This is a genomic window from Chryseobacterium sp. R2A-55 (assembly GCF_021401085.1).
In the GTDB taxonomy this organism is placed as follows: domain Bacteria; phylum Bacteroidota; class Bacteroidia; order Flavobacteriales; family Weeksellaceae; genus Kaistella.
This window is the reverse complement of sequence record NZ_JACBFP010000001.1, coordinates 217,408-243,340: the sequence shown is the minus strand read 5'-3', so window position 1 is coordinate 243,340 and position 25,933 is coordinate 217,408. Positions and strand designations below refer to the sequence as shown.

Genomic DNA, 25,933 nt, shown 5'->3' with positions numbered 1-25,933 from the left:
TTATATTCAGGCAATGCTTTTATCCAATTGGAAAACTTGGTTTTATTGGTGTCGGATTCAAAATATTTCTTTTCATTTTCTATCAGGCTTTTTTTCCGGTCATATAAAAACGGTTTAAAATCAGAAAGTTTGTTCCTTTGAAAGTATTCTGGCCGTTTTTTCCGAGTGTCTTCATTGGTCGGGATTACAACTTTTTTTTTTCTGGTTTTCAGGGTTAATTCCCTGCTTTGAGATGAAACAATTTTCTTCGGTGGTATCCTTTTGGGCAGCGGTATTTTCATTTTTCCGGCAAGAAAAAACGAACAGGAGTAAAAGCCAAAAATGCGATTTCATTCCGAGTTTTTCTATTTTCTTAAAATTTAGACTTATTTTTGATAACTCGTTATGATTTTAAACAGCCTATTCAGCAACCAACGGACCGGTAACCATCCCCAAAACATCGTTTCCAGAACGGATTTTCAAAGGGATTTCGACCGGATTATTTTTTCGTCCGCGTTCAGAAGATTACAAAACAAAACCCAGGTTTTTCCACTTCCGGGAAGCGTTTTCGTGCATAACCGATTGACACATTCTTTGGAAGTTTCCTCTGTTGGCCGAAGTTTGGGAAGTGCGGTCGGTGAATTTATCGTTAAAGATTTTGAAAAATATTTGAATGAAGATTCCAAGAATTTTTATCAGCACAATCTTCACAATGTCATTGCCGCGGCTTGTCTTTGCCACGATGTAGGGAATCCGGCGTTCGGACATTCCGGCGAGGATGCCATTGCAAGTTATTTCGACAAAAATGAAAAAGATTTAAAGCTGAAGTTTTCCGAAAAAGAGTGGGCAGATTTGGTAAATTTTGAAGGAAACGCAAATGCAATCCGGGTTTTGACCAACCAACAAAACGGGAAAGACGAAGGGGGAACCCAGCTCACTTTTTCCACTTTGGCGAGTATTGCGAAATATCCGTGCGAAGCGGTGGCAAAGCAGAACGGAATGATTCACCGTAAGAAATTCGGGTTTTTCCAGAATGAAAAAGAGACTTTTTTGGCGGTTGCCCAATCCATGAATTTGATTCAGGAAAGTTCGGAACCGGTGATATTTAAAAGGCATCCGTTTGTTTGGCTCGTGGAAGCAGCAGACGATATTTGCTACAACATCATCGATATGGAAGATGCGCACCGGTTGGGAATTGTATCCACTTCCGATTGTGAGAACCTGTTTTTCGAACTCATCAAATCCGAAAACCAAAACACGAAAAGGGTAGAAGACAAATTGGCAATCCTAACGAATGCGAATGAGCGGATTTCCTATTTAAGGGCGAAAGTGATCAACGCATTAATCAACAATTCTTTGGAAATCTACCAGCAAAATTTCGATCGGGTTTTGAATGGGACTTTAGACAAAGCCTTGCTGGATATCTACAAATCCGAAAACAAATCCCTACAGGAAATCGAATCTTTTTCCATTGAAAAAATTTATGGACACAAAGCAGTCGTGGAAATTGAAAACGCCGGATACAACGTGATGTACGAGCTTTTAGACCATTTTATTCCACCTGTTTTAAAGGAAAAATCCACACGGAAATCCTACGACAAAATGGCTTTGAAACTCCTGCCAAAACAATTCTTTTATGAAGACGGAACCGATTACCAGAAAGTGCTCGGTATTATCGATTTTGTATCTGGAATGACGGATAATTTCGCGACCGATCTTTACCGGAAAATCAAGGGAATAGATATTGGAATGACGATGTAAGCGATTTAAACTTTAGCTAAAAATTCCTCGAAGGTGGCAATCACAGAAACCGTACCATCGTTTTCAATTTTGTTGAGTTTTAAAAATTCGATCCGATTTACCGAATTTTCGTCGTAAGGTTTTTGAACGCGCACGTAATTTTCGGTGAAACCATGCATGAATCCGTCCTTGTTGTCGTGTTCCCAAAGTACGGGAAGCGTTTTGCCAAGCTGGGTTTGGTAGAATGCCATTTTCTTTTTCTCGGAAAGAATTCGGAGCATTTTGTTTCGTTTCTTTCGGTCTGCAATGGGAACAAAGCCTTCCATATTGGCAGCTTCGGTGTTTTCTCTTTCTGAATAGGTAAAAACGTGCAGATAGGAAATCGGAAGTTGGTTTAGAAAATGATAAGTTTTCAAAAACTCTTCATCGGTTTCGCCCGGAAATCCCACGATCACATCCACTCCGATGCAGGCATCCGGCATCACTTCACGGATTTTGGAGATTCTGTCTGTGTAAAGTCTGGTCAAATAGCGGCGCTTCATTTTTTTCAGAAGTTCATCGCTTCCACTTTGCAGCGGAATATGGAAATGAGGGACGAAACTCTTGGATTTTGAAACCAAATCTATACTTTCATCCTTCAAAAGGTTAGGCTCAATCGAAGAAATCCGGATTCTTTCAATTCCATCCACTTTGTCGAGTTCGGAAATCAAGTCCAGAAAAGTATGTTCGTGCTTCTTGTTCCCAAATTCGCCTTTTCCGTAATCGCCAATGTTTACGCCGGTTAAAACGATTTCCTTGATTCCTTTTTCTGCTATTTCTTTGGCGTTTTTAATGACGTTTTTAATGGTGTCCGAACGGGAAATCCCTCTTGCCAATGGAATCGTGCAATATGTACATTTGTAATCGCAGCCATCCTGAACTTTTAGAAACGCCCTTGTTCGATCGCCAATCGAGTAGCTCCCGATGAAGAAGTCTGCTTCGTCAATCTCGCAGGAATGAACGATTCCGCTTGATTGGGATTTTTGCAAATCGTCTAGGTAACTTAGGATGTTGAACTTTTCAGTAGCGCCCAAAACCATGTCAACTCCTTCCATTCCGGCAATTTCTTCAGGTTTCAATTGTGCGTAGCAACCGATGATGATTACCAAACCATCCGGATTTGCTTTCATGGCACGTTTTACATGGAACCTACATTCTTTGTCGGCGGTTTCCGTCACCGAGCAGGTATTGATGATATAGACATCTGCTTTATCGTCGAAACTCACTTTTTCATAACCGGCATCCGTCAGTTGACGTGCAATGGTGGAAGTTTCCGCAAAATTTAATTTGCAGCCAAGTGTATGAAAAGCAGCGGTTTTGTGGGTAGAAGGTTTCATAATTTTGAGAGGGCAAATTTACGGAAATTATTTTATCATTATTCGGATATATTCATCAGAATATAAAAAGAAAAAACCACTACCGAAGTTGTGGTTAATAATGAAAAAATTTAATTTGATATGTAAAGATATTATATCCTAAATATAAGAGATTTCCTTGTAGCAATCAGGTGAAAGATCCCATGAACAAGATGTTGCTTTGCTGGAAAGTATCGCGATTCTCCTGTTTTCAGTGTCAAATAATTTGCAGTCTTCCAGGTTGAGTTTGCTGGTTCTGTAAATATGCAGACTTGCTGAAATTTCATCGGAATTATTGATGATCGAATGGATTCCGCCCATTTCCTCCGCGAAGATTTCGCCTTGGTTAGCAAAAGTTCGCGCGTCATATTCGATGAAGTTTGAATTTTTCCGGTAACTGACTTCCGTCAAACTACCTTTCAGGATTTTGATTCTTCCGTCGTAATTGCCGTGATCATGAATCGCCGAACAGTTGTCGATTCCCCAAAGCATGATGAATGCGACAACCTCGCCGCTGTAAATCGGAATTCTCAGGTAGGTTCCATTTTCCACTTTAGTTTGAGAAAGCGGAAAGATCTTATTGAAATCGTTATAGTCGTAGGTAAACAGCAAGTCGCAAATTTCCTCGAAGCTAAGAGGTTTTTTGGTGGCTAAGTCATCCAAAACCTGCTTTAAACTCTGTAATCCAGCCGTATTCTTCATGTTGTGTAATTTGGTAGTACAAAAGTAGTTACGGTATGCTGAAATAGGGTGCTGCAAAGTGTTGATTTATGTCAACCTTGATTTTTATCAGTAAAATTTTTGAGATGATTTTATGGTCATATTGCTGGTTTTCAAATCTTATAATCGTCACGGACTTCGCTACTTTTTGCATAGCAAACCGGCGAGGAATTTTGTTGGATGTTTTCTGGTTTTTGCTTTTTCAAAATTTCTTTATTGAATTCCTGTGACTTATTTCTTGCGATGGAAAGCGTTTTCCAATGGTCGTCCTTCAACATCTTAGCCACATAAACAATTTGACCAATGTGGTAAGGATAATGAGCAAGTTGCCTCAAAACGGCATCTAAAACGGAATGTTTTTCACCCCGAATGGTGATTTCTTTGAGCCATGTTTCGTCATTGATTTGGTGCAGAGAATCCATGAAAACTTTCCAGCCCTTTTCCCAAATTTCTATCATTTCGTCTTTTGAATGGATGTCGTTTTCGAATTCAGAATCCCTGTTTCGCCATTCTTTCTCGCCATCTTCGGTCAGAAAATTCGTCCATCTGGAAAGCATGTTCCCGGAAATATGTTTCACGATGGTCGCTATTGAATTGCTTTCTGGATTAAATTGCCACAAAACTTCTTCGTCATTGAGCTGGCCAAAAGTGTTGTCGCCAAGTTCTTTATAGTAAAGAAATCGTTTGATGAATAAATCTTTCATTTCAATTAATTTTTCTATCAAATTTACAAAAGATCCGAGATTGCCAGATTAATATCAAGTTAATCGATGATGGCAAATTTCCTTTATGGTCTAAGCAAAAGTGAAATCCAATACCTTTGACCTAAATTAGCAGTCTTTAGGGACGGGGAAATCTAAATTAGGTTTATTTTGAAAACTTAAGAAAGACACCGAAACAATTGCGTAATATGGATAACTATTTGATATAAGTTAAATTTCCGCAGAGGTTTTCCAGGTGAAATATTTTATCGAAAGGCGACTGGATTTTCTGCAGATTTTCCTTGTTTTGAATAAAGGTGTAGCGCGATGCAAGAGAATTCATATCCGAAACGATCACGAGCCAACATTCGTCCACAGTGCTGTCGTAATAAGGGAATTTATGGTTTTTCTTCTCGATGAGTTCAATGATTTTTTCCGAGCAAAGTCCGTCGAAAAGTCCCAAATTAAAATCATAGGTGATGAACACATTTCTTCGGTGCTTTGATTTTCGGATTTTTTTCACGCAACCAAAAGCTTTGCCTTTTCTGATGCAGTTTCCTATGTTTTGCACTATTTCCGTTTGTTTTTCAAGAAGATCAAGTTTCGAAAGGTTCCGAAATTCCAAAAAATAGACACCGCGGTATTTCGGGGTGTCTTCTTTTTCGAGCAATAATTCTACCTCACGGAAAATTTTGTTGAGCTGGCTTTCCACTTTCTTGGTTTCAAGGTGATTGATGACTTCGGTGAGTTCGATTCCTATTTTCTTGTCATGGAGTTTGGCGATGAAGTCGGGACTTTCGCAAGTAAGGTTTTCAAACTGGACTTCAGGAAAGTGATGAAGGAAGGAATTGAGTAAGAGTATTTCAGATTTTTTCCTGTATTTGTCTCGCTCATGAAGGGTAGAATCATCGATTTCGCGGTGATATTTTTCCATCGGCTTCTTTTTCAGATGTCGGTTCAGGTAATACAAGGACAGATTTTTAATCAAATCTTCTTCGGAAAATACTTTTTTCATCACATTAAATTTTGAAAACCAATATTTTACGATTTTAAAGTTAAGAAAAAAAACAATACATCGGTCAACTAATGGAAAATTTAAGATTGAATTCATGTAGAAATAAATTAATTTTACGAAAACTTTTGCTTTGGAAAAGAGAGAAAAATATTGCAAAAACTGTTGTCAGCACCTGATTTTAGAACAGAAATTTTGTCACAATTGCGGACAGAGAGCAGATGTTCATCGAATCAATTACCATTTCCTGCTGCATGAAATCCAGCATGGAATTTTTCATGTTGACAAAGGAATTTTATACACCATCAAGGAACTTTTTACCAGACCGGGACATACCATTCGGGAATATATCGAAGGGAAAAGACAAAGCCACTTTAAGCCGGCTCTTTTGATCATGATTCTTGCAACCGTCACGGTTCTTCTGAATCACTGGATCAATGGCGGAAAATATCTGATGGGCAATACGGTTTCAGTAAATGGGTTAGATAAAACCGGCGAAATCCAAGACGAAAAATTCTTGAAGATTGCAAACTCAATCGGAGAAAACTTCAATATCGTGGTGACTTGGATCAATGCGCATTTTGCCATTTCGATGCTTTTGATGGTTCCGTTTTTTGCATTTGCATTTTGGGTGGCTTTCCGAAAATTCAGACTCAATTTTCCCGAATGGTTGGTGATTTCCAGCTTCGTTACCGGTCAGGGAATGGTGCTGTATATTATTCTGATCGTACTTGCCAAAAAAATTGCCAATTTAAACAGCCTGTTCTTTCTTTGTTTATTTGGTTTGATTTTGTGGACCATGCTTCAGTTTTTCAATAAAAGCGGAAAAATAAGCATTGCGCTGCGAACGTTCTTGGCACTTTTTATTTACTACGCCATTTTTGTGGGGCTCGTTTTAGTCTTCATTTTCGCGATCATTTTTCAGGCTAGATGATAAAAATTAACTTTAAAAGAGGATTAAAATCTTTAAATTTGCGGCTTTAATCAAAGTACAAAATGGATTTTAACAACTTTCAAATGCCTTTTGGCATCAACTCCAATTATTCAAAAAAAGTCGCCTATTTCTCCATGGAGTTCGCCATTGATCAGGCGCTGAAAATATATTCCGGCGGACTGGGATTCCTTGCGGGTTCCCACATGAGGAGCGCATACAACCTGAAACAGGATTTGGTGGGAATCGGAATTCTGTGGAAGTTTGGATACTATGACCAGGCTAGAAACCACGACCAGACTTTGCAACCTACCTGGACCAGGAAAATGTATTCCTTTTTGCAGGATACAGGAATTAAATTTCAGATTGAGATTCATTCCGCACCAGTTTGGGTAAAGGTTTATTACCTGGATCCGGAGATTTTCCACACCGCACCGATGTTCTTTCTTTCCACAGACGTTCCTGAAAACGACCACATTTCCAAAACCATTTGTCACCGGCTTTATGACGCCAACGAATCTACCAAAATTGCGCAATATATTTTGCTCGGTAAAGGGGGCGCGAAACTGTTGGATATGATGAACTTCGAGAGAGATGTTTATCATTTGAATGAGGCACATGGACTTCCAGCGGCGTTTTACCTATTGAAAAAATTCGGGGGCGATTTGGCAAAAGTGAAAGAAAAACTGGTTTTCACCACGCATACTCCTGAAGAGGCAGGAAATGAAAAACATAATATCTTCAGGTGTCACGATATGTCCTATTTTTCAGGATTGACGATTGATGAGGTGAAAACAATCGAAGGAGTGGAAGATGACCGTTTCAATCATTCGCTTTGCGCTTTGAGAATGGCCAGAGTTGCCAATGGTGTTTCCCAGCTTCACGGCGAAGTTTCCCGATTGATGTGGAGTAAATATCCTGGAATCTGCGAAATCAAGTCGATAACGAACGCACAGGAATTTAAATACTGGTCAGACAAACCATTGTACAGTGCCAAAGACGAAGACGATAAAACTTTGTTCGATTTCAGAAAAAAACATTTGAAAAAGCGTTTGTTCAAGACTGTGGCAGATCAAACAGGGAATTTATTTGACGAGAATGTCTTCACCATTGTTTGGGCAAGGAGATTTGCCGGTTATAAAAGAGCAGATTTGTTGCTGCATGACAAAGCACGTTTTGAGCGCTTGCTCAACAATCCGAAATATCCGGTTCAGATTATTTGGGCCGGAAAGCCTTATCCAATGGATTACTCCGCAATTTCTACCTTCAATACGCTGGTTGAAGAAAGTAAATATTTCAAAAATATGGCGGTGCTCACAGGTTATGAACTTTCTTTGAGCAAATTGCTGAAACAAGGTTCTGATTTGTGGCTGAACAATCCACGTGTTCCAAGAGAAGCATCCGGAACTTCTGGAATGACGGCCGCAATGAACGGATCAGTGAACTTGTCCACCGATGATGGATGGATTCCGGAATTTGTGAAAAAAGGAATCAACGGATTCGTCGTCCCACAAGCGGATTATCATGTGCTCAGTGTTTATGATCAAGATCAGTATGATCTGGAAAATCTGTATCATGTTCTGGAAAATGAGATTCTCCCGATTTATTACGATAATCCTGATCAATGGCGAAGGATTCAGCAAAATGCCATGGATGATGTGAAAGGATTTTTCAATTCCGATAGAATGGCCGATGAATATTACAAAAAGATCTACGAAGAGTTTAAATAATAGATACTCCGAATTGACTGATTATAGTCGATAATATTTCTAAAAAACCAATGGGGCGCGCTTTCTTGTACTGAATATGGTCAAAGAAAGTGCGCTTTTTAATAAAAAAAAGTGACTTCAGCAAGACTTAAAAAAATCCCGGTTTTGAAGCCATTTGAACTCAAAATTTATTCCTATTTTTATTCAAAACAAAACCAGTATGAATCCAAGTATTTGGGAACTCGAAACATTTTATAGAAAACGGGATGTGATCATTGTGGGAGCAGGTTTTACCGGATTATGGACTGCGATTTCGGTGAAAGAAAAGTATCCGGAGAGATCAGTTCTGGTGGTGGACAGAAGTGCTGTTCCAATCGGCGCATCCACCAGAAATGCCGGTTTCGCATGTTTTGGAAGTTTGACGGAAGTGATTTCCGATTCCGAAAAGATGGGGTGGGAAAAAACTTTGGAATTGGTAAAGTTGAGGTTGGAAGGTTTGAAGAAAATCCAGAATGATTTCAAAGCCGATGAAATCGATTTCGAGTTATGCGGCGGATTTGAAATCATTAATGATGAAGCACCTTTACAGAGAATTGATGAAGTTAACGAAAAGTTGAAATCCATCACAGGTTTAACGAAAACCTATGCTTTAAATCAAAGTAAACTGAAAGAAGTCGGATTAGGAAACTCCCGATTTTTGATCGAAAACTCCATCGAAGGTTCGCTGCATTCCGGCAAGTTATTGCAGAAACTTTTGGAAAAATGCCAGATCTTAGGGGTTGAGTTCCTCTTGGGAACAGAGATCTTAGACATTAATGAAAACAAAAATTCAGTAAAAATTATTGCTCAAGATTTCGAAATTGAAGCTGAAAAAATTGTCATTGCAACCAATGCATTTACCAAAAATCTACTTCCGGAAATCGATTTGGTACCCGCGCGTGGACAAATTCTTTTGACCGGACCTATCGAAAATTTGAAATTAAGGGGAACTTTCCATTATGACGAAGGGTTTTATTATTTCCGAAATCTGGGAAACCGCGTTCTCTTGGGAGGTGGCAGAAATCAAGATTTGAAGAATGAAGAAACGGATTCGCTGGACACTACAGATTTCCTTCAAAACCATCTCGAGAACTTCTTGAAAACAGTAGTCATTCCAAATCAGGATTTCCAGATTTCAAACCGGTGGAGCGGAATTATGGCGATGGGAAAGGAGAAATCGCCCATTATTACTAAAGTTTCCGAAAGACAAATTGCTGCAGTGCGACTTTCCGGAATGGGTGTTGCACTCGCTCCGAAAATTGGTGATAGGGTTGCGGAAATTCTATGATTTTTAATTTCAAAAAGAATCTGCGGATTTCTCTGATCATAATATTCTAAAGAAAATGATGGGAGAGTGGTTTTGCGGAGCAGCACGCCTCATCTCCGAAAATCCGGGGGATTCATGTGCCTTGATAAACTTTATCAAAAAAATCAGCGATCGTTTGAAAAAAACATTTCAATTTTGCATATTCAACCCCTGAATTCTATCTTTGCGAAATGGACTATCCGAGTAAGGTTTTGGCAAAAGCAGTAGAGGAAATTTCCGGACTTCCCGGAATCGGTAAAAAATCGGCGCTCCGTTTGGCACTACATCTCCTGAAGCAACCAGAAAGTCAGGCCATCTCTTTGGGAAATGCGCTGAAAAATCTGGTCACAGAGATTAGATATTGCAGGGAATGTTATAATTTTTCAGATTTTGAAATTTGCGATATCTGTGCAGATTCTAGCAGGAATGAGGAGATTTTGTGCATCGTGGAAGATGTGCGGGATGTAATGGCCATTGAAAATACCCATAAATTTCGGGGTAAATATTTGGTTTTAGGAGGAAGAATCTCACCGATGGAAGGAATTGGTCCCCATCAACTCAATATTTCTGCGATTGAGAAAAAACTGAATACTAAAGTGGTGAAAGAACTCGTTTTTGCATTAAGTGCAACTATGGAAGGAGACACTACCGCATATTATATCTACAAGAGATTTAAGGATTTTGGTGTGAAATTCTCTACCATCGCACGTGGAATTTCAATGGGTGACGAGCTGGAATATGCTGACGAAATTTCACTTGGAAAATCTATTCAAAACAGAATTCCATATAACGAAGCAGGGTAGATATCACTTATGGAAACAAAAATTTCGGTAATTATTCCCGTTTTTAATGCACAGGAAACCATCGTGAAAGCGCTGGACTCCATCAAAAACCAAAATGGAGCTTTTGATTTCGAAATCATCGTGGTGAACGACGGGTCAACTGATGAAAGTGTGCCAGTGATTGAGCGTTACAGCGCAGAAAATCCACAGATGAAAATCATCCTGAAAAGCCAAAAAAATGGTGGAGTCTCAGCCGCCAGAAATGTTGGATTGGAATTGGTGACCGGTGACTTCATTGCATTTTTGGATGCAGATGACGAATGGCTTCCCAACAAGACTTGGAAACAATTGGCACTCCTCCGTGGAACTAGTCCGAACATTGACTTGATATCGTCTTCCAGGAACAATTCAAAATTATTATTTCCTTATTTCCTAGATCAAAATAATTTGGCAAAGGTAACTTTCAACAAGTTGCTCTTGCGAAATGAGATGCATCCTTCCACAGTGGTTTTCAAGAAAACCATTTTGAAAAAAACAGGTTTTTTTGATTCCAAACAGAGGTATGCCGAAGATGTCTATTTCTTTTTGAACGCCGCAAAACATTATGATTTGTACATTTTGGGTGAAAATCTTGTGATTGCCGGTGGTGGGAAACGTTCTTTTGGAGTTTCCGGGCTTTCTGCAAACCTTTTGGAAATGAAGCGGGGTTACCAAAAAAACGTCCGTGATATGTACCAGGCGGGAAATATCAGTTATTCCAAGTATAGATTTCTTCGAATTTTTTATAGATTCAAGTATTTTGTTTTGGTTCTCAGAAGGAATTATTATAACCTAAAATAGCAAATTAGATTGAAGAAACTCTCCATTATTATCGTCAATTATAACGTCACCGATTTACTGCGGGCTTGCTTGAAGTCCATAGAAAATTTTGTGCAGGGGATTGATTACGAAGTTATTGTTGTGGATAATGCCTCTTCCGATACTACTTGGAAGGAATTGATACCGGCATTTCCGCAGGTTCAATTTGTGCCACAGAAAAATAATTTTGGATTTGCTGTTGCCAATAATTTAGCGGTAAAAATAGCGCAAGGCGAATACATTCTATTGCTCAATCCAGACACAGAATTCGAAAGTCATGATTTGAAAGAAGCGCTGGATTTCGCAGATTCCATGCAGGATTTTGGCTGTCTTGGAGTGCAGATGCATAATAAACTCGGACATTTTCTTCCTGAAAGCAAACGTTCGGTTCCGGGAGTTTTCAATTCTTTCAACAAATTATTTGTATGTTTCGGAAATAGCAACAGAAAAACCTATTACCGAAATGACATCTTAGCGTCTGAGATTGCTGAGGTAGAGGTCATTACGGGCGCATTTTTTCTTTGCAAAAAGCAAACTTATCAGGAAGTCGGCGGCTTGGATGAAGCCTATTTTATGTATGGTGAAGATATCGATTTGTGTTATTCGCTGCTTCGCGCAAAAAAACGCAACTGGTATTATGGAAAAGTATCCATCCTTCATCACAAAGGTGAAAGCACAGTGAAAGACAAAATTTATCTGGAACGGTTTTTCGGAGCGATGCAGATTTTTGTGGACAAATATTATCGGGGTAAAAAACCGATTCAGTATTTTATTCTGAGTATGGGTCTGCGATTTAAGCATTTCCTGGAACGAAGAAAGTTGCGCAAATCGCTGCAATAGTTAAGTCTGTTTCTTAATAGCTTAATATGCTTCGATTCCTTTAAGCATTGCTGAAAAAACCTTAAATTTGCATTTTTGAAATCCCTATGAAAACAGTCCAAATCCACGACAAAGAATTCGTTCCTTACCTTAAGAATGACGAGATCCAACAGATTATCAAAGACCTTGCAGAGAAGGTTTATGAGGATTATAAAGACGAAACGCCTGTCTTCATTGGGGTTTTGAACGGAGTAATCATGTTTTTTTCGGATTTCCTGAAACATTATCCTGGTCCTTGCGAAATTGCCTTTATCCAGATGAGTTCTTATTTGGGTGGGCTCCAAAGTACCGGAATCGTATACAAAAAAATGGAACTCACCAAAGAAGTGGAAGGAAGACATATTATTTTGATGGAAGATATCGTGGACACAGGAAATACCTTAGAAAGTCTGCACGCCTACTTTAAAAATACCCAAAGACCAAAATCCCTGAAGATTGCCACATTACTGATGAAACCTGAAGTGTACAGTAAGGAGTTCAAAATCGATTATGTGGCGAAAGAAATCCCAAACAAATTCGTGCTCGGATATGGATTGGATTATGATGAACTGGGAAGAAATCTGCCAGATCTTTATCAACTTGCAGAAGGCAGAATAAACCATTAATTTGATGAGCTAATTCCTTATGGAGATTGGCTTTAAAAATATTTAAATTTAAATCTAATAAAAATGGCGTTCGCAAAAAGCCACCCGCTCATTGCCAAATGCCGAAAGTAAAAGAAATGATCAACATCGTACTCTTTGGTCCTCCCGGAAGTGGGAAAGGAACTCAAGCCCAAAACCTTATCGAGAAGTTTAATCTGAAACAGATTTCTACAGGCGATTTGTTTCGCTACAATATGAAAAATGATACGGAGCTCGGTAAATTGGCAAAATCATATATTGACAAAGGCGAACTGGTTCCCGACGAAGTGACGACCGACATGCTGATTGACGAGGTGAAAAAACCAACCGAAAGCAACGGTTTTATTTTCGACGGTTATCCAAGAACCGCCAATCAAACTGAAGCATTGGAGAAAATTGTGAAGGAGGTTTTGAATTCTGATATTTCCGTGTGTTTGTCTTTGGTGGTGGAAGATGAAATATTGGTCGAAAGACTGCTGAAAAGAGGCGAAACTTCCGGTAGAGTTGACGACTCCAACGAGGAAATCGTTAGAAACAGAATCAAGGAATATTACGCAAAAACTGCTGAAGTTGCCGAACTCTACAAAAAACAGGGAAAATATGTAGAAGTAAACGGAGTTGGTGGCATTGATGAAATATCGCAAAAACTTATTGCGGAAGTGGAAAAAATAAAAAAATAATTGTTTCGGGTTTCAAGTCTCAAGTTTTTAGTTGGGAAAACCTGAAATTTTAAACCAAAAAACTTGAAACTAAGAATTTTATGAGCAATTTCGTAGATTACGTAAAAATACATTGCAAAAGCGGTCACGGCGGTGCTGGTTCGGCACATCTTCGGCGTGAAAAATACATTCCGAAAGGTGGACCAGATGGTGGTGACGGCGGCAGAGGTGGAAGCATCATCATGAAAGGGAATTCCCATGAATGGACGCTTCTCCCGCTTCGTTATACCCGACACATCAAAGCAGAACGCGGCGAAAACGGGGGAAAAAACCAACTGACCGGTGCAGCAGGAGCAGATGTTTATATAGAAGTTCCCGTAGGAACCATTGCTAAAAACGAAGAAGGTGAAATCATCGGCGAGATTTTGGAAGACCAACAGGAAATTGTTTTGATGAAAGGTGGAAAAGGAGGACTCGGAAACGAGCATTTCAAATCCGCCACCAATCAAACGCCTAGATATGCACAACCCGGACTTCCCGGTGAGGAAGGTTTCATTACTTTTGAGCTGAAACTCTTGGCAGATGTAGGTTTGGTCGGTTTTCCAAATGCGGGGAAATCCACATTGCTGTCTTCTGTTTCAGCAGCAAAACCGAAGATAGCAGATTATGCGTTTACGACTTTGACCCCGAATCTCGGAATTGTGGAATACCGGAACCATCAGTCTTTTGTGATGGCGGATATCCCGGGAATCATCGAAGGTGCAGCGGAAGGAAAAGGTCTTGGTCACCGCTTTTTACGGCATATCGAAAGAAACTCTATTTTACTTTTTCTGATCCCGGCAGATTCCCAGGAACATTTTGAGGAATTTAAAATCCTTGAAAACGAATTGAAAGAATACAATCCAGATCTTTTAGACAAGGAATTCATCCTTTCCGTTTCAAAATCGGATTTGCTGGATGAGGAATTAAAGACAGAAATCGCAAAAGAGTTCCCGGAAAATAAAAAGCCGATTTTCTTTTCCGCAGTTACAGGCGAAGGTTTGATGGAATTGAAAGATGTGATTTGGAAGCATTTGCACGAATAATTTCTCTTTACAAAGGGATTTGCTCTATATAAGTATTGACGGAAAATCAAAAGTGGATTTAAAGAAAATGACAACGGTATTTATATCGATATTGTTTATGTCCTTGCAACATACTGAAGCTAACAAATAATGTTGCCTGTAAGTGCAAAGTATCAAATTCTTAATAGTTTTTATATTTCAGCGGAAATCAATTATTTCGCAATTACTTTGAGCAGCGAGCCAAGTCAGGGTTTTAATGGAAATGGTTTGCGCAATGCCAAAGATCTCGAAAGTGCAAAAACCCTCAATATTTTTCCATTTGTAGGCTCCGGATTTTTTTTCACCAAGAATTTTTTGTCGATGCAAGGTATGATTTTGGAGTTTCAGACCTGATGAAAAGTGAGATTAATCTAAAAGGCTAACTCTTTCAGTTTGGTTTGGGATAAAGGACCAAATAATTTCGGAACAATTATTGAACGGAATATTACATTAAAGTAAGAAACATGAAATATTTGCCGGTCTTTATGCTCATCCTCCTAAGTTCCTGCGCAACACCAAACAAAACCAACTATTCAAAAATTGAGTACGAAGCAGGTGCCTGTTTCGGGTTTTGTCCGATTTTCAAAATGACAATTAATCCTGATAAAACAGCGATTATCGATGCAGAAAGATTTACTTTTTACGAAGGAAATTCAAAAGCCGATTTTTCTAAGCCTAAAGAAGGAACCTTTAAAACAACTTTAGACCAAGAAAGTTTTGATAAACTTATAGAAATGTTGGATTCTTTGAATTTGAAATCCTTAAAAAATGATTATGGAGACCGAAATATTACCGATTTGCCGACTTCGTATCTCACGGTCACCTTTAATGATCATTCCGTAAAACAGGTGGAAGATTACGGCAAAAACGGAAACGAAGACTTATCCCGTCTTTACCTATTCATCGAAAGCTTGACGAAAACCCAAACCTGGACCAAACTCAAAGGGCATTAAAAAAAAATGATGTACATTTGCGGCATAAAACCCTTCTTTGGTAGAAGGTTTTTTTATGAACGTAGTCATTCTTGATGAATCCGCTTTCTTGCGGTACTGAAAATCTCTTTTCATTCATTTCTTCGTTACATTAAAAGAATGACGCAAGTTTCATTTTAACCAAAAACATTTCATTTGAATTTTACAGACTTAAAACTCATCGACCCCATCGCGAAAGCGGTGAAGGAAGAAGGTTACACGCAGCCAACCCCAATTCAGGAGCAGGCAATTCCCAGTATTTTGTTGGGAAAAGATTTACTGGGAACAGCTCAAACGGGAACGGGTAAAACCGCCGCATTTGGGATTCCGATCCTTCAAAACTTATCTTTAAGAAAAGAAAAAAACAGACACATCAAGGCTTTGATTCTCACTCCAACCCGAGAATTGGCGATCCAGATTGAAGAAAGCTTTAAAGCTTATGGAAGACACCTCCCCTTGAAAACCTTAGTGGTTTTCGGCGGCGTGAAACAAGGTGGGCAAGAAGCAGCAATAAGAAATGGTGTGGACATCTTGGTAGCAACTCCCGGAAGATTGCTGGACTTCATCGGCCAAGGCTTGATTTCACTGAAAAACCTGGAAATATTTGTACTGGACGAAGCCGACAGAATGCTCGACATGGGATTTGTGCATGATGTAAAAAAAGTTTTGAAACTTCTGCCGTCAAAAAGACAGACTTTGTTTTTCTCAGCGACTTTTCCAGATGAGATCAAAAACCTGGCAAACTCCATGCTCACCAATCCTGTGAAAGTGGCAGTTGCTCCGGTTTCTGCAACCGCTGACACGATTCAGCAGAAAGTCTATTTTGTGGAGAAAGACAATAAACTGGATTTGTTAACGCATATTTTGGAAAATGATATCTCCGAATCGGTTTTGGTTTTTTCAAGAACCAAACATGGTGCGGATAAAATTGCCAGAAAACTTCAGAAAAGCAAGATTTCCGCAGAAGCAATCCACGGGAATAAATCGCAGAATGCCAGACAAAATGCCCTGAACAATTTTAAATCCGGAAAAACCAGAATCCTTGTGGCTACCGATATTGCAGCGCGTGGAATCGATATTGACGAACTAAAATATGTGTTGAATTTCGAACTTTCCGATGTCTCCGAAACTTATGTCCATAGAATTGGAAGAACCGGAAGAGCAGGCGCTGAAGGAAATTCCATCTCGTTTGTTGACGGGCTGGATTTGGTCAACCTGAAAAATACGGAGAAACTCATCGGTAAAAAAATCCCGGTGGAAAAAGACCATCCGTTTCATACCGACGATTTGGTGGTTCAGAAAAGGGATTCCAACAATAAACCCTTTCATGCGAATCAAGGCCAACGAAGCTCGGCCGATACGCAAAAATCCCGGCCAAAAGAGAAGGACGAAATTGGCTTTAGAAAAGTAAAAAACAAGAGTTTTTTCAGGAAAAAATAATCATTTTTCTGGCGCCGGTAATTATTGCCACTTTTTCATGATTTTTTTTTGTGAATTAGTGGCATTTTTTTCCAAAAATCCGTTCTGCATTTTCAGTGGTAATCCGATCAATTTCCAGAAAATCCATTTCGTAAATATCCACCAGTTTTCCAGCGACCAGCTCCAGATAAGAGCTTTCGTTTCGTTTTCCGCGGAAAGGAACCGGTGCCAAGTAAGGTGAATCGGTTTCCAAAACGATTTTTTCTAACGGGATTTCATGTAGAAACTGGTCGATTTTGCCGTTTTTAAAAGTCACCACTCCACCAATTCCAAGCACAAAGTTCAATTCGATGGCATGTCTTGCCTGTTCCAGATTTCCGGAAAAACAGTGAAAAATTCCGCGCAGTTTGGGGTGTTTTTTCTTTTCCAAAACCTCGAAAACTTCTTCAAAACTTTCACGCGTGTGAATCACAATCGGCAAATCTTTTTCAATTGCCCAATCGATTTGCTTTTCAAACGCTTTGATTTGGATCGCTAAGGTAGATTTGTCCCAATAAAGGTCAATGCCGATTTCTCCGATAGCGGAAAAAGTTCTTTCATTGAGGTAATTTTCTACGATTTCCAGCTCTTTTTCCCAGGTTTCCGGTTTTACATCACACGGATGAAGTCCCATCATCGCGAAAATTATTCCTGGATATTCCGATTCTAATTTCAGCATTTTTTGGTGATACAGGGAATCAATGGCGGGAAGGTAAAATTTTGTGATTCCTTTATTCATCGCACGTTGAATCATTTCGTCACGGTCAGAATCAAATTGCTCTGAGTAAAGGTGAGTATGGGTGTCGATCATGAGTTAAGTACTTTTTTGGAATATCGGAAATTTCACTTTGGTCTGCTGCAATGCGATTCTCCCTTTCAAATTCTCCAGGAATTCGTGGTATTTCGGGTGGGTCTCATCATTGGGTTTATGTTCCAATGCTTTCATGATCCTGAAGTTTTCTTCCACAAAATCCATGGTCCTATCTGAAAAATAGGCGTTCCCGAACTTTTCCCAAATATATTGAACCGCCTGGGAATTCGGATGGATCAGGTCTTCCTGATAAAAACGATAATCGCGCAAGTCATCCATCAAAATCTCGTAAACAGGGAGATAATGGCAGTTTTCAAACTGGGGCAAAACTTCGTGAACCGCAGAAATGAGTTTGGATTTGCTCAATGTATTTTCCATCATGCCGTCTTTTGTATGACGGACCGGCGAAACGGTGAATAGAATTTGCACGTCGCTTTTACAGATATCGTTCAGGTTTTCGATGGTTTCCCGAATGGAATCCATGATTTCTTGTTGAGTCAAAAGTCTTTTCTCGAAATATTTTCCGGGAATTTTATGGCAATTGGCAACTAATTTCTTCTTGGGCAAAAATTCATAGATGAAAGAGGTTCCGTAAGTAATTAAAACCCAGTTTGCATCCTGCAGGAAAAGATTTGCCTCTTCAATTTTTGCGTTGATGTTTGCAAGTGTCTGATGTGAAAATCTGGAATCAAAACTGGTGTGATGATCCAGCGAAATCACCTGATTATCATATCCGATGAGGTCTTGCTCGGTATAAAATTCGGAAAGGTGGATTTTTCTTATGGCAAGATTGATGGAAAACGGATTGAAGATCGTACCGAAAGGATTATTTAGACTTTGAATTTGCCCCGTTTCCAACAACTCCGAAATCTCGGTGGAGAAGCAAGATCCGATGGAAAAGATATGGTCTTCCAATTCAATTTTCTTTTCAGAATCATTTATTTCAACTGCTGTGCGGAATTTCATTTATTTTTTATTATTTACGAAGTTGTATTCCTGTCCGTCTTCAGATAGGTTTTCTTCCCTGTCTGTCTGCAGAAAGTTTTCGTATTTCTAAGATTCTCTTCTTAACAGATAATTGGCTAACTCAATAAACGGTTTTTTCTTTTCGTCGGGTACATTGATTTTGTTGAGGTAATGTTGGGCGATTTCGTTGTGTTTTTGGATGAGCAAAAGTGTTTTTTCGTCCACTTTTGTCCGGCGGAAAATTTTCTCCACACTGTAGATTTTATCGAGGTTATCCGTCTTTTTCGAATACCAGAATTCCAGTTCCTTCAGTTCCTCTTCGGTGGCATGTTCTTTGGCCAAAAGATAGAGTACGGTTTTCTTGTTTTCCACGATGTCACCCGCATGCATTTTTCCGAAAGACTGCTGGTCACCGAAAACGTCCAGGTAATCATCCATAATTTGGAATGCGATTCCCACGTGTTTTCCGAAGTTAAATATGGCTTTCGCATCTGTGAAATTCGCACCTGCGATCAAAGCGCCGATTTCAAATGAAGATGCGCTCAAGATTCCGGTTTTGTAGGTGATCATTCTGATATAGTCATTGAAGGTAACATCACCTTTTGTTTCAAAATTTATATCATATTGCTGCCCTTCGGAAAGTAAAAGTCCGGTATGGTTGAAAACCCTCATGCATGCTTTGAACAGATTGGGTTCCAGATCTTCAAAAAATTTGTATGCCTTGAAAAGCAATGCGTCTCCAGAAAGTATCCCCACGTTGACTCCGTGCAAGGTATGGATAGTTGGTTTCCCTCTTCTGAGTGGAGCTTCATCCATGATGTCGTCATGAATTAAGGTGAAGTTGTGGAAAAATTCAATTGCTAAAGCCGGTTTTAGGGCTTTTTCTATTTCGCCGTCGAACATATCATTGGCCATCAAGACCATGATAGGTCGAAGTCTTTTTCCTCCATGTGAGATGATGTAGTTCATCGGCTCATATAATTCCGCGGGTTTATCCCTAAAGGTATATTTTTCGATGGCTTCTGCCACAATTCTTTGGTAATCATCTAAAAACTGCATAAAATTTCCTGTTTACGCAAAAATACGATTTTAATAGTATTTGTCTAAAATTTAAGTTGAAAAAAGCCACTCCTTCAGGAATGACTTTTATTATTTTTTGTTGGTCAAGAAGCGTATTGCTTCTCCAAAAATTTCTTTATTATTTTACCATAATCACAAGCAAGTAGGTGATTCCGGCTACGATTGCAGAAATAGGAATTGTTAAAATCCAGGCCCACAAAAGACTTACAGTAATTCCCCAGCGAACCGCCGAAATTCTTTTCGTTAATCCAACTCCAATGATTGCACCTGTAATGGTGTGTGTGGTAGAAACTGGAATCCCGAAATGCTCTGTCAAAAACAGGGTGATTGCACCTGCTGTTTCTGCGCTAACTCCTTCCAGTGGGGTTACTTTTGTGATTCTTGTTCCCATAGTTTTCACGATTTTCCAACCTCCGCTCATGGTTCCCAAAGCAATCATCAAGAAAGAAGTGAAGGGGACCCAATAATAATGTTCCACAAAATAGGTGAACTGGTGTGCTCCGTCCATCGAAGTATAAACTGGATCTCCCAACATTGATACATGGTAGTAAATCACTGCCGCACCGATGATTCCCATTACTTTTTGCGCATCGTTGGTTCCATGTCCTAAACTGAAAAGTGCAGATGAGACCAATTGTAGTTTTCTGAAAATATGGTCTGCTTTTCGAGGATTTGTTCTCTTCGCGATATTTACTATCAGCAAGGTGATCACCACGGAAATAATCATACCAATAATCGGTGCCAAGAAGATGAAAAGGAAAATCGGAATGACCTTATCATATTTGACTACTTTCTGCGTAAAAAGCTGATGTATGGATAGCTTGATTTTTTCGAAAAATCCCAGATCCGGTTGTGCCAATGCGACGGCATGGTAATCGGAAACCAATGCATACATTAAAGCGGCACCCAGAAATCCTCCGATTAAGGTGTGCGAGGAGGAAGATGGGATTCCGAACCACCAAGTCAGCAAGTTCCATGCGATGGCTGCGATGAGTCCGGCGAAGATGACTTCTAGATTGATGAAGTTCTCATTGACCGATTTTGCAATAGTATTCCCGATTTTGAATTCTCCGATGACATAGGCGGCGAGAAAAAATGCCGCAAAATTCCAAACTGCCGCCCAAATTACTGCTTGGAAAGGTGATAGAACTTTGGTGGAAACAATGGTGGCGATAGAGTTTGCCGCATCGTGGAACCCATTGATATAGTCAAAAATTAATGCCAGAACAATAATGACAACTAATAATATTGGTAAATCCATTCTTTATTTTTTGTGTTAATGAATAGATTAGGCGTATTTGATGATGATGTTCTCAATCGTGTTTGCCACGTCTTCTGCCTTGTCAGTAACAGTTTCGAGGTATTCCAGAACAGATTTTATTTTGATGATGTTGATCGCGTCCTGAGTTTCGAAAAGTTTTACGGTAGCTTGGCTCAAAACGTCATCCGCAATATTTTCGAATGAATTGATCTTAATGCAGGATTCCTTTACTTCTTTTGGGTTCTTGAAATCCTTCATATTTTTGATTGCGTTTTCGATTTCTACGCAAGATTTGTAAATCAGTAGGGAGAATTCCGTGTATGAAGGATCCAGCGGTGTTTTATAAAGATAAATATATTTCGCTGAAGCAAACATGAAATCAGCGATATCGTCTAATCCACTTGCCAAAGTACTGATGTCTTCACGGTCAAATGGGGTGATGAAGTTTTCACCAAGCTGTACGAAAATCTCGTGGGTTAAATCATCGAGTTTGTGTTCGTAATCGCTCATATCTTTTAGCATCGTGTCGTCATTGATGTCAAATTCCAGCAAGCTTTCATGGAATTCTTTAGACATGGAAACCAAAGTTTCTGCCACCTTTTCAAACAATACAAAAAACACTTTGTCTTTAGGTTGGAATGCCTTAAAAATATTTCCGATTCCCATTTTTTTGAGTTTAAAATTAATGATGCAAATTTCCGAAAAAGTCTAAGGCTAATTTTTATTTTAATATTAAGTTTTGTTAACATTGCAAATTCAGATTCACAGAAAACAAAAAAATCAGCAATATTTTTGCTGATTTTATATTTGTCACATAATGATTTCTCCTAATTGGCTTCTTCCGCACGCATTTCTTTCCCTTTGAATTTCAGCGTTTGCAAGCCTCTTAAAACATCCTCTTTGAAGGATTTTTCCACTTCGAAGAAGGAAAACTTCTCCATAATTTCTATATCTCCAATATCCGGTCTTTTCTTGGATTTGGAAGTGGCTTTGTTCAGAATTTCCAGCATGTCGATCTTTTTCAGATGGTCTCTTTTTCCCAAATTGAAGAAGAATCTGGTCATTTCGCTGTTGTTTTTTCTGGAACCTCTTGTTCTGGATTCACCTCTGTCACGATCTCTTCTGTCCCCTCTGTCTCGGTCTCTTCGATCACCGCGGTCACGGTCGCCACGATCACGGTCTCTTCGGTCTCTTCTGCTTTCGCGGCCATCTTCTTTAAGGTGCTGCTCGCTCATGTCGTTTTTGTCCTTGTAAAAAAGTGCCAAATCCCGGAGCTGGAATTGCAATAATTTGTGAACCAGTTCTTCCTTGGAAAACTCAGACAAATCTGGAATCAACTTGTTGTCGAACTCAAAGAAATCTTCGTGTTCTGTCAATAGTTTTTCGAAAACGCCACCCACCTGAGCTTTGATGATTTCTTTCCCGGTAGGAACCACTTTTTCGATAATATCGATTTTTGTTGCAGATTTAATCTGCTTTAATTTTCGTGATTCTTCCGGCTTAATCAATGCCATTGAGATGCCGTCTTTCCCTGCTCTTCCGGTTCTTCCGCTTCGGTGAACGAAAACTTCAGGATCATCGGGAAGCGAATAATGAATCACGTGAGTCAATGAGTTCACGTCCAAACCTCTTGCTGCTACATCAGTTGCAACGAGAATGTCAATATTCTTCAGACGGAATTTTTTCATCACCGTGTCTCTTTGCGCCTGAGACAAATCGCCGTGAAGTGCGTCTGCACCGTAACCATTCTGCATCAGGAAATCTGCTACTTCCTGGGTTTCCATTCTGGTGCGGCAGAAAATAATGGAGTATTGATTGGGATTGTTGTCAATTAATCTTTTTAAGGCCTCCTTCTTGTTCCGGTAACCCACCACGTAATATTCGTGGGTGATGTTTTTCTTCACTTCGTTAATTGAACCCACCGAGATTTTGTGAGGTTTGTCCAAATAATTTTTAGAGATTCTCTCTACCTCTTTATTCATCGTAGCTGAGAATAGGAGGGTTTGTTTTGTCTCTGGGGTTTCGTTTAAAATGGTTTCCAATTCATCTTTGAAACCCATGGAAAGCATTTCGTCTGCTTCGTCTAAAACCAACCAGCTGATTTCAGAGAAATCCAGTGCTTTTCTGTTGATCAAGTCGATTACCCTTCCCGGCGTTCCCACGATAATCTGTGGTTTCTCACGCAGAGATCGGATTTGTTCGGTAATACTGCTTCCACCATAAACCGCTGTGGTTTTGATGTTTTTCATGTATTTCGAATAATTTTTAATGTCTTTGGTAATTTGCAAACAAAGTTCTCTTGTAGGACACAGCACCAAAAGTTGGATTTTGCGACTCCCGTCGTCAATCATATCCAAAATCGGAAGCGAAAATGCTGCTGTTTTGCCTGTTCCTGTTTGCGCAAGTGCGATGAGATCGCGGGTATCTGTAGAGATAAAAGGAATAGTCTGTTTTTGGATTTCTGTCGGGCTCGTAAAGCCCAGTTCGCCAATTGCCTGCAATATTTCAGGACTTAGATTGGTCTCCGTAAATAAATTCATGTAAATGATCGTCTAATAATTTGGCGGCAAAGATACGGAAAAAGTTGGAAGGTAAGACAGGTGGCGGAAATTTTTTTTATTTTTGATAAAAATTAACGACTTTTTTTAATTTTTTATTAAAAATAAATAAGGAGAAAGTTTACAATTTGTTTTAATTTTGATCAAAATCTACAGCTTATGAATCCGGTCATCGAAAATTCCACGCTGCAGTTCCTTCGCGAACTATCCAGAAACAATAACCGCGAATGGTTCCTTGAAAACAAGGAGAAGTATATTTCCGCAAATGAAAACGTCATCGTTTTTGTGGAAAAACTGATTGAAGAAATCGCAAAATTTGACGAGGATATTGGCAAATTGGACGCCAAAAAATCCCTGTTCAGAATCTACAGAGACGTCCGCTTTTCAAAAGATAAAACGCCATACAAAAGCAATTTCGGCGCTGGTTTAGGAATTGGAAAAGGCAATAAGGTTTCCGGGTATTACCTGCACATCGAACCCGGCAAGTCATTTTTGGCAGGCGGTGCTTATCAACCTAAAAGTCCTGTTTTAAAGGAAATCCGAAAGGAGATTTCAATGAATGGAGCTGAATTTTTAGAAATCTTAAAAAAAGACGATTTCAGAAATAATTTCCGGGGATTGAGCGTGGAAGACAAGCTGGTGAAAGTTCCGCAAGGATTCGAAAAATACGACCCGATGGCGGAATATCTTAAGCTGAAAAGTTTCGTGGTGATCCACCCAGTTGCAGATGCTGAGCTTCATTCGGAGAAAGCCATCCATCACTTTTCCAAAATATATCAATCCATAAAACCCCTCAATGATTTTTTGGATGCTCCGTTTTCAGGCTGAGTCATTCTGGTCCAGACAATTATTTTTCCACAATTTTTGCCCGATATTTTTATTAAAACTAATTTTGTAGAAATCTAAAAAAGTATAAATTTATGGCAACTTATGTGGTTGTAGGTCTTCAGTATGGTGACGAAGGCAAGGGAAAGATTACGGACGTGCTTTCCGCAAAATCAGATTACGTCGTTCGTTTTCAGGGCGGAGACAATGCCGGTCACACCGTTTATGTGGGCGATGAGAAATTCGTCCTTCACCTCCTTCCATCCGGAGTGCTGCAGTGCAAAGGGAAATGCATCATCGCAAACGGCGTAGTGGTGAATCCAAAATCTTTTATCCGCGAAATTGAACAGATTGAAAGCAAAGGGCTGAAAACTGACCACGTCTATATTTCCAGAAGAGCGCATGTCATCATGCCTTACCATATTTTGCTGGACCAATACCGCGAAGAAGAAGAGGGGGGGACCCAAATCGGCACCACAAAAAAAGGAATCGGACCGTGCTACGAAGATAAAATCGCCAGAGTGGGAATCCGTATGGTGGATCTTTTGAATCCAGATATTTTAGCCGAGAAGATTAGAAAAAACCTTAAGATCAAAAATTCTCTTTTTGAGAAATATTTTGAAAAACCTGGATTGGAATTCGATGAAATCTACCATGAGTTTCTAGAATATGGTAAAAAATTGCAGGACCGAATTGTGGATACTGAAGTGGAATTGAATCACGCCATTCACGACGGGAAAAATATTCTGTTCGAGGGTGCACAAGCATTAATGCTGGATATTGATTTTGGGACTTATCCTTATGTGACGTCTTCATCTCCCACCACCGGTGGTGTTTGTGCAGGCGCTGGAGTTCCTCCGACAAGTCTGCAGAATCTCATCGGTGTAGCGAAAGCTTATACTACCAGAGTCGGACATGGACCTTTTCCCACAGAACTCGACAATGAACTCGGCGAAAAAATCAGAAAGATCGGTTTTGAATTTGGTGCAACTACCGGAAGACCAAGGAGAACCGGTTGGTTGGATCTGGTTTCACTGCGTCACGCGACCATGATCAACGGGATCAACAATCTGGTGATTACCAAACTGGATGTGCTTTCCGGCATTTCGCCACTTAAAATAGCTACGGCTTACAAAACGGAAGATGGTAAAATCATTGATTATTTCACCTCTTCTACCACTAAATTATATGATTACGAACCGATTTACGAGGAACTTGAAGGGTGGGATGAAGATATTTCCCACGCCAGAAGTTATGACGAACTTCCGGAAAACGCCAAGAAATACATCGAGTTCATCGAAGGGTATTTGGGAATTAATGTTTACTTGGTCTCAGTTGGTCCGGAAAGAAGTCAGAACATCATCCGCAAGGAATTATTTTAGTATAAAAGTCCCTACGGAGGGATTTTTTTGTGAAGTGACATGGAATGTCTGATAGACGTTCTGGTACGATGGTTTCTCTAAAATCTTTTTGTGGAAATAAGTTTTTGTATCCCACGTGAAATAAGTATTTTTGGAGCTTCAAATTTTTTGGGAAAATATGGAATTCTTGAGAAATCATTTTTCAGT

Annotated in this window: 24 protein-coding genes; 14 read left to right on the top strand and 10 right to left on the bottom strand. The window is 39.5% G+C overall.

Annotated features, from left to right (window positions below; genetic code table 11):
* Positions 1-384: 384 nt before the first annotated feature.
* Positions 385-1,740, top strand: a complete 1,356-nt coding sequence (dgt, locus tag L0951_RS01120; protein ID WP_234108830.1) for a dGTP triphosphohydrolase — start codon at positions 385-387, stop codon at positions 1,738-1,740.
* Positions 1,741-1,745: 5 nt separating this feature from the next.
* On the opposite strand, the gene mtaB is transcribed toward dgt, so the two are convergent.
* From mtaB to L0951_RS01100, 4 genes are all read right to left on the bottom strand, one after another.
* The gene (gene mtaB, locus L0951_RS01115) at positions 1,746-3,095 is read right to left on the bottom strand and encodes a tRNA (N(6)-L-threonylcarbamoyladenosine(37)-C(2))-methylthiotransferase MtaB (protein WP_234108827.1); all 1,350 of its coding nucleotides are present in this window, start codon (positions 3,093-3,095) and stop codon (positions 1,746-1,748) included.
* A 138-nt stretch (positions 3,096-3,233) separates the two neighbouring features.
* A complete protein-coding gene (locus L0951_RS01110; protein ID WP_234108826.1) occupies positions 3,234-3,815 on the bottom strand; it encodes a cysteine dioxygenase in 582 nt (193 codons plus the stop codon).
* A gap of 131 nt (positions 3,816-3,946) precedes the next feature.
* Positions 3,947-4,537: a DUF1572 family protein gene (locus tag L0951_RS01105; protein ID WP_234108825.1), complete on the bottom strand. Its 591-nt coding sequence runs from the start codon at positions 4,535-4,537 to the stop codon at positions 3,947-3,949.
* 214 nt (positions 4,538-4,751) lie between these two features.
* The gene (locus tag L0951_RS01100) at positions 4,752-5,549 is read right to left on the bottom strand and encodes a hypothetical protein (protein ID WP_234108823.1); all 798 of its coding nucleotides are present in this window, start codon (positions 5,547-5,549) and stop codon (positions 4,752-4,754) included.
* 130 nt (positions 5,550-5,679) lie between these two features.
* On the opposite strand from L0951_RS01100, the gene L0951_RS01095 reads away from it, so the two are divergent.
* From L0951_RS01095 to L0951_RS01045, 11 genes are all read left to right on the top strand, one after another.
* A complete protein-coding gene (locus tag L0951_RS01095) occupies positions 5,680-6,480 on the top strand; it encodes a DUF3667 domain-containing protein (RefSeq protein WP_234108821.1) in 801 nt (266 codons plus the stop codon).
* A 62-nt stretch (positions 6,481-6,542) separates the two neighbouring features.
* A complete protein-coding gene (glgP, locus tag L0951_RS01090) occupies positions 6,543-8,207 on the top strand; it encodes an alpha-glucan family phosphorylase (RefSeq protein WP_234108819.1) in 1,665 nt (554 codons plus the stop codon).
* Between the two features lie 199 nt (positions 8,208-8,406).
* The gene (locus tag L0951_RS01085; protein WP_234108816.1) at positions 8,407-9,513 is read left to right on the top strand and encodes an NAD(P)/FAD-dependent oxidoreductase; all 1,107 of its coding nucleotides are present in this window, start codon (positions 8,407-8,409) and stop codon (positions 9,511-9,513) included.
* A 209-nt stretch (positions 9,514-9,722) separates the two neighbouring features.
* Entirely contained in the window at positions 9,723-10,334 is a 612-nt protein-coding gene (gene recR, locus L0951_RS01080) for a recombination mediator RecR (protein WP_234108814.1), read from the top strand.
* A gap of 9 nt (positions 10,335-10,343) precedes the next feature.
* Entirely contained in the window at positions 10,344-11,153 is an 810-nt protein-coding gene (locus L0951_RS01075) for a glycosyltransferase family 2 protein (RefSeq protein WP_234108813.1), read from the top strand.
* A 9-nt stretch (positions 11,154-11,162) separates the two neighbouring features.
* Positions 11,163-12,011, top strand: coding sequence for a glycosyltransferase family 2 protein (locus L0951_RS01070; protein ID WP_234108812.1), 849 nt, complete (start codon positions 11,163-11,165; stop codon positions 12,009-12,011).
* Between the two features lie 86 nt (positions 12,012-12,097).
* Complete coding sequence (gene hpt / locus L0951_RS01065) at positions 12,098-12,655, top strand: hypoxanthine phosphoribosyltransferase (RefSeq protein WP_234108811.1); 558 nt, start codon at positions 12,098-12,100, stop codon at positions 12,653-12,655.
* A gap of 116 nt (positions 12,656-12,771) precedes the next feature.
* Positions 12,772-13,353 carry an adenylate kinase gene (locus tag L0951_RS01060; protein WP_234108810.1) on the top strand — a complete coding sequence of 194 codons (582 nt, stop codon included), beginning with the start codon at positions 12,772-12,774 and terminating at the stop codon, positions 13,351-13,353.
* 80 nt (positions 13,354-13,433) lie between these two features.
* Positions 13,434-14,417 (top strand): GTPase ObgE, encoded by a 984-nt coding sequence (obgE, locus tag L0951_RS01055; RefSeq protein WP_234108809.1) that lies wholly within the window; start codon positions 13,434-13,436, stop codon positions 14,415-14,417.
* A gap of 503 nt (positions 14,418-14,920) precedes the next feature.
* Entirely contained in the window at positions 14,921-15,388 is a 468-nt protein-coding gene (locus L0951_RS01050) for a DUF6438 domain-containing protein (RefSeq protein WP_234108808.1), read from the top strand.
* A gap of 174 nt (positions 15,389-15,562) precedes the next feature.
* The gene (locus L0951_RS01045) at positions 15,563-16,846 is read left to right on the top strand and encodes a DEAD/DEAH box helicase (RefSeq protein WP_234108806.1); all 1,284 of its coding nucleotides are present in this window, start codon (positions 15,563-15,565) and stop codon (positions 16,844-16,846) included.
* 55 nt (positions 16,847-16,901) lie between these two features.
* Here the strand turns inward: L0951_RS01045 and L0951_RS01040 are convergent, their stop codons facing one another.
* From L0951_RS01040 to L0951_RS01015, 6 genes are all read right to left on the bottom strand, one after another.
* Positions 16,902-17,675 (bottom strand): TatD family hydrolase, encoded by a 774-nt coding sequence (locus tag L0951_RS01040; RefSeq protein WP_234108800.1) that lies wholly within the window; start codon positions 17,673-17,675, stop codon positions 16,902-16,904.
* Positions 17,676-17,678: 3 nt separating this feature from the next.
* Positions 17,679-18,641 carry a GSCFA domain-containing protein gene (locus tag L0951_RS01035; RefSeq protein WP_234108798.1) on the bottom strand — a complete coding sequence of 321 codons (963 nt, stop codon included), beginning with the start codon at positions 18,639-18,641 and terminating at the stop codon, positions 17,679-17,681.
* Positions 18,642-18,728: 87 nt separating this feature from the next.
* Positions 18,729-19,700, bottom strand: a complete 972-nt coding sequence (locus L0951_RS01030; RefSeq protein ID WP_234108796.1) for a polyprenyl synthetase family protein — start codon at positions 19,698-19,700, stop codon at positions 18,729-18,731.
* 139 nt (positions 19,701-19,839) lie between these two features.
* Positions 19,840-20,982, bottom strand: coding sequence for an inorganic phosphate transporter (locus L0951_RS01025; RefSeq protein WP_234108793.1), 1,143 nt, complete (start codon positions 20,980-20,982; stop codon positions 19,840-19,842).
* A 27-nt stretch (positions 20,983-21,009) separates the two neighbouring features.
* Complete coding sequence (locus L0951_RS01020; protein WP_234108792.1) at positions 21,010-21,648, bottom strand: DUF47 domain-containing protein; 639 nt, start codon at positions 21,646-21,648, stop codon at positions 21,010-21,012.
* 161 nt (positions 21,649-21,809) lie between these two features.
* Complete coding sequence (locus L0951_RS01015) at positions 21,810-23,522, bottom strand: DEAD/DEAH box helicase (protein ID WP_234108789.1); 1,713 nt, start codon at positions 23,520-23,522, stop codon at positions 21,810-21,812.
* Between the two features lie 177 nt (positions 23,523-23,699).
* Here L0951_RS01015 and L0951_RS01010 point away from each other — a divergent pair, with 177 nt between their 5' ends.
* Positions 23,700-24,368, top strand: a complete 669-nt coding sequence (locus L0951_RS01010; protein WP_234108781.1) for a DUF2461 domain-containing protein — start codon at positions 23,700-23,702, stop codon at positions 24,366-24,368.
* Between the two features lie 92 nt (positions 24,369-24,460).
* On the top strand, positions 24,461-25,747 hold the full coding sequence (locus tag L0951_RS01005) for an adenylosuccinate synthase (protein WP_234108779.1): 1,287 nt from the start codon (positions 24,461-24,463) through the stop codon (positions 25,745-25,747).
* The last annotated feature ends 186 nt before the right edge of the window (positions 25,748-25,933 follow it).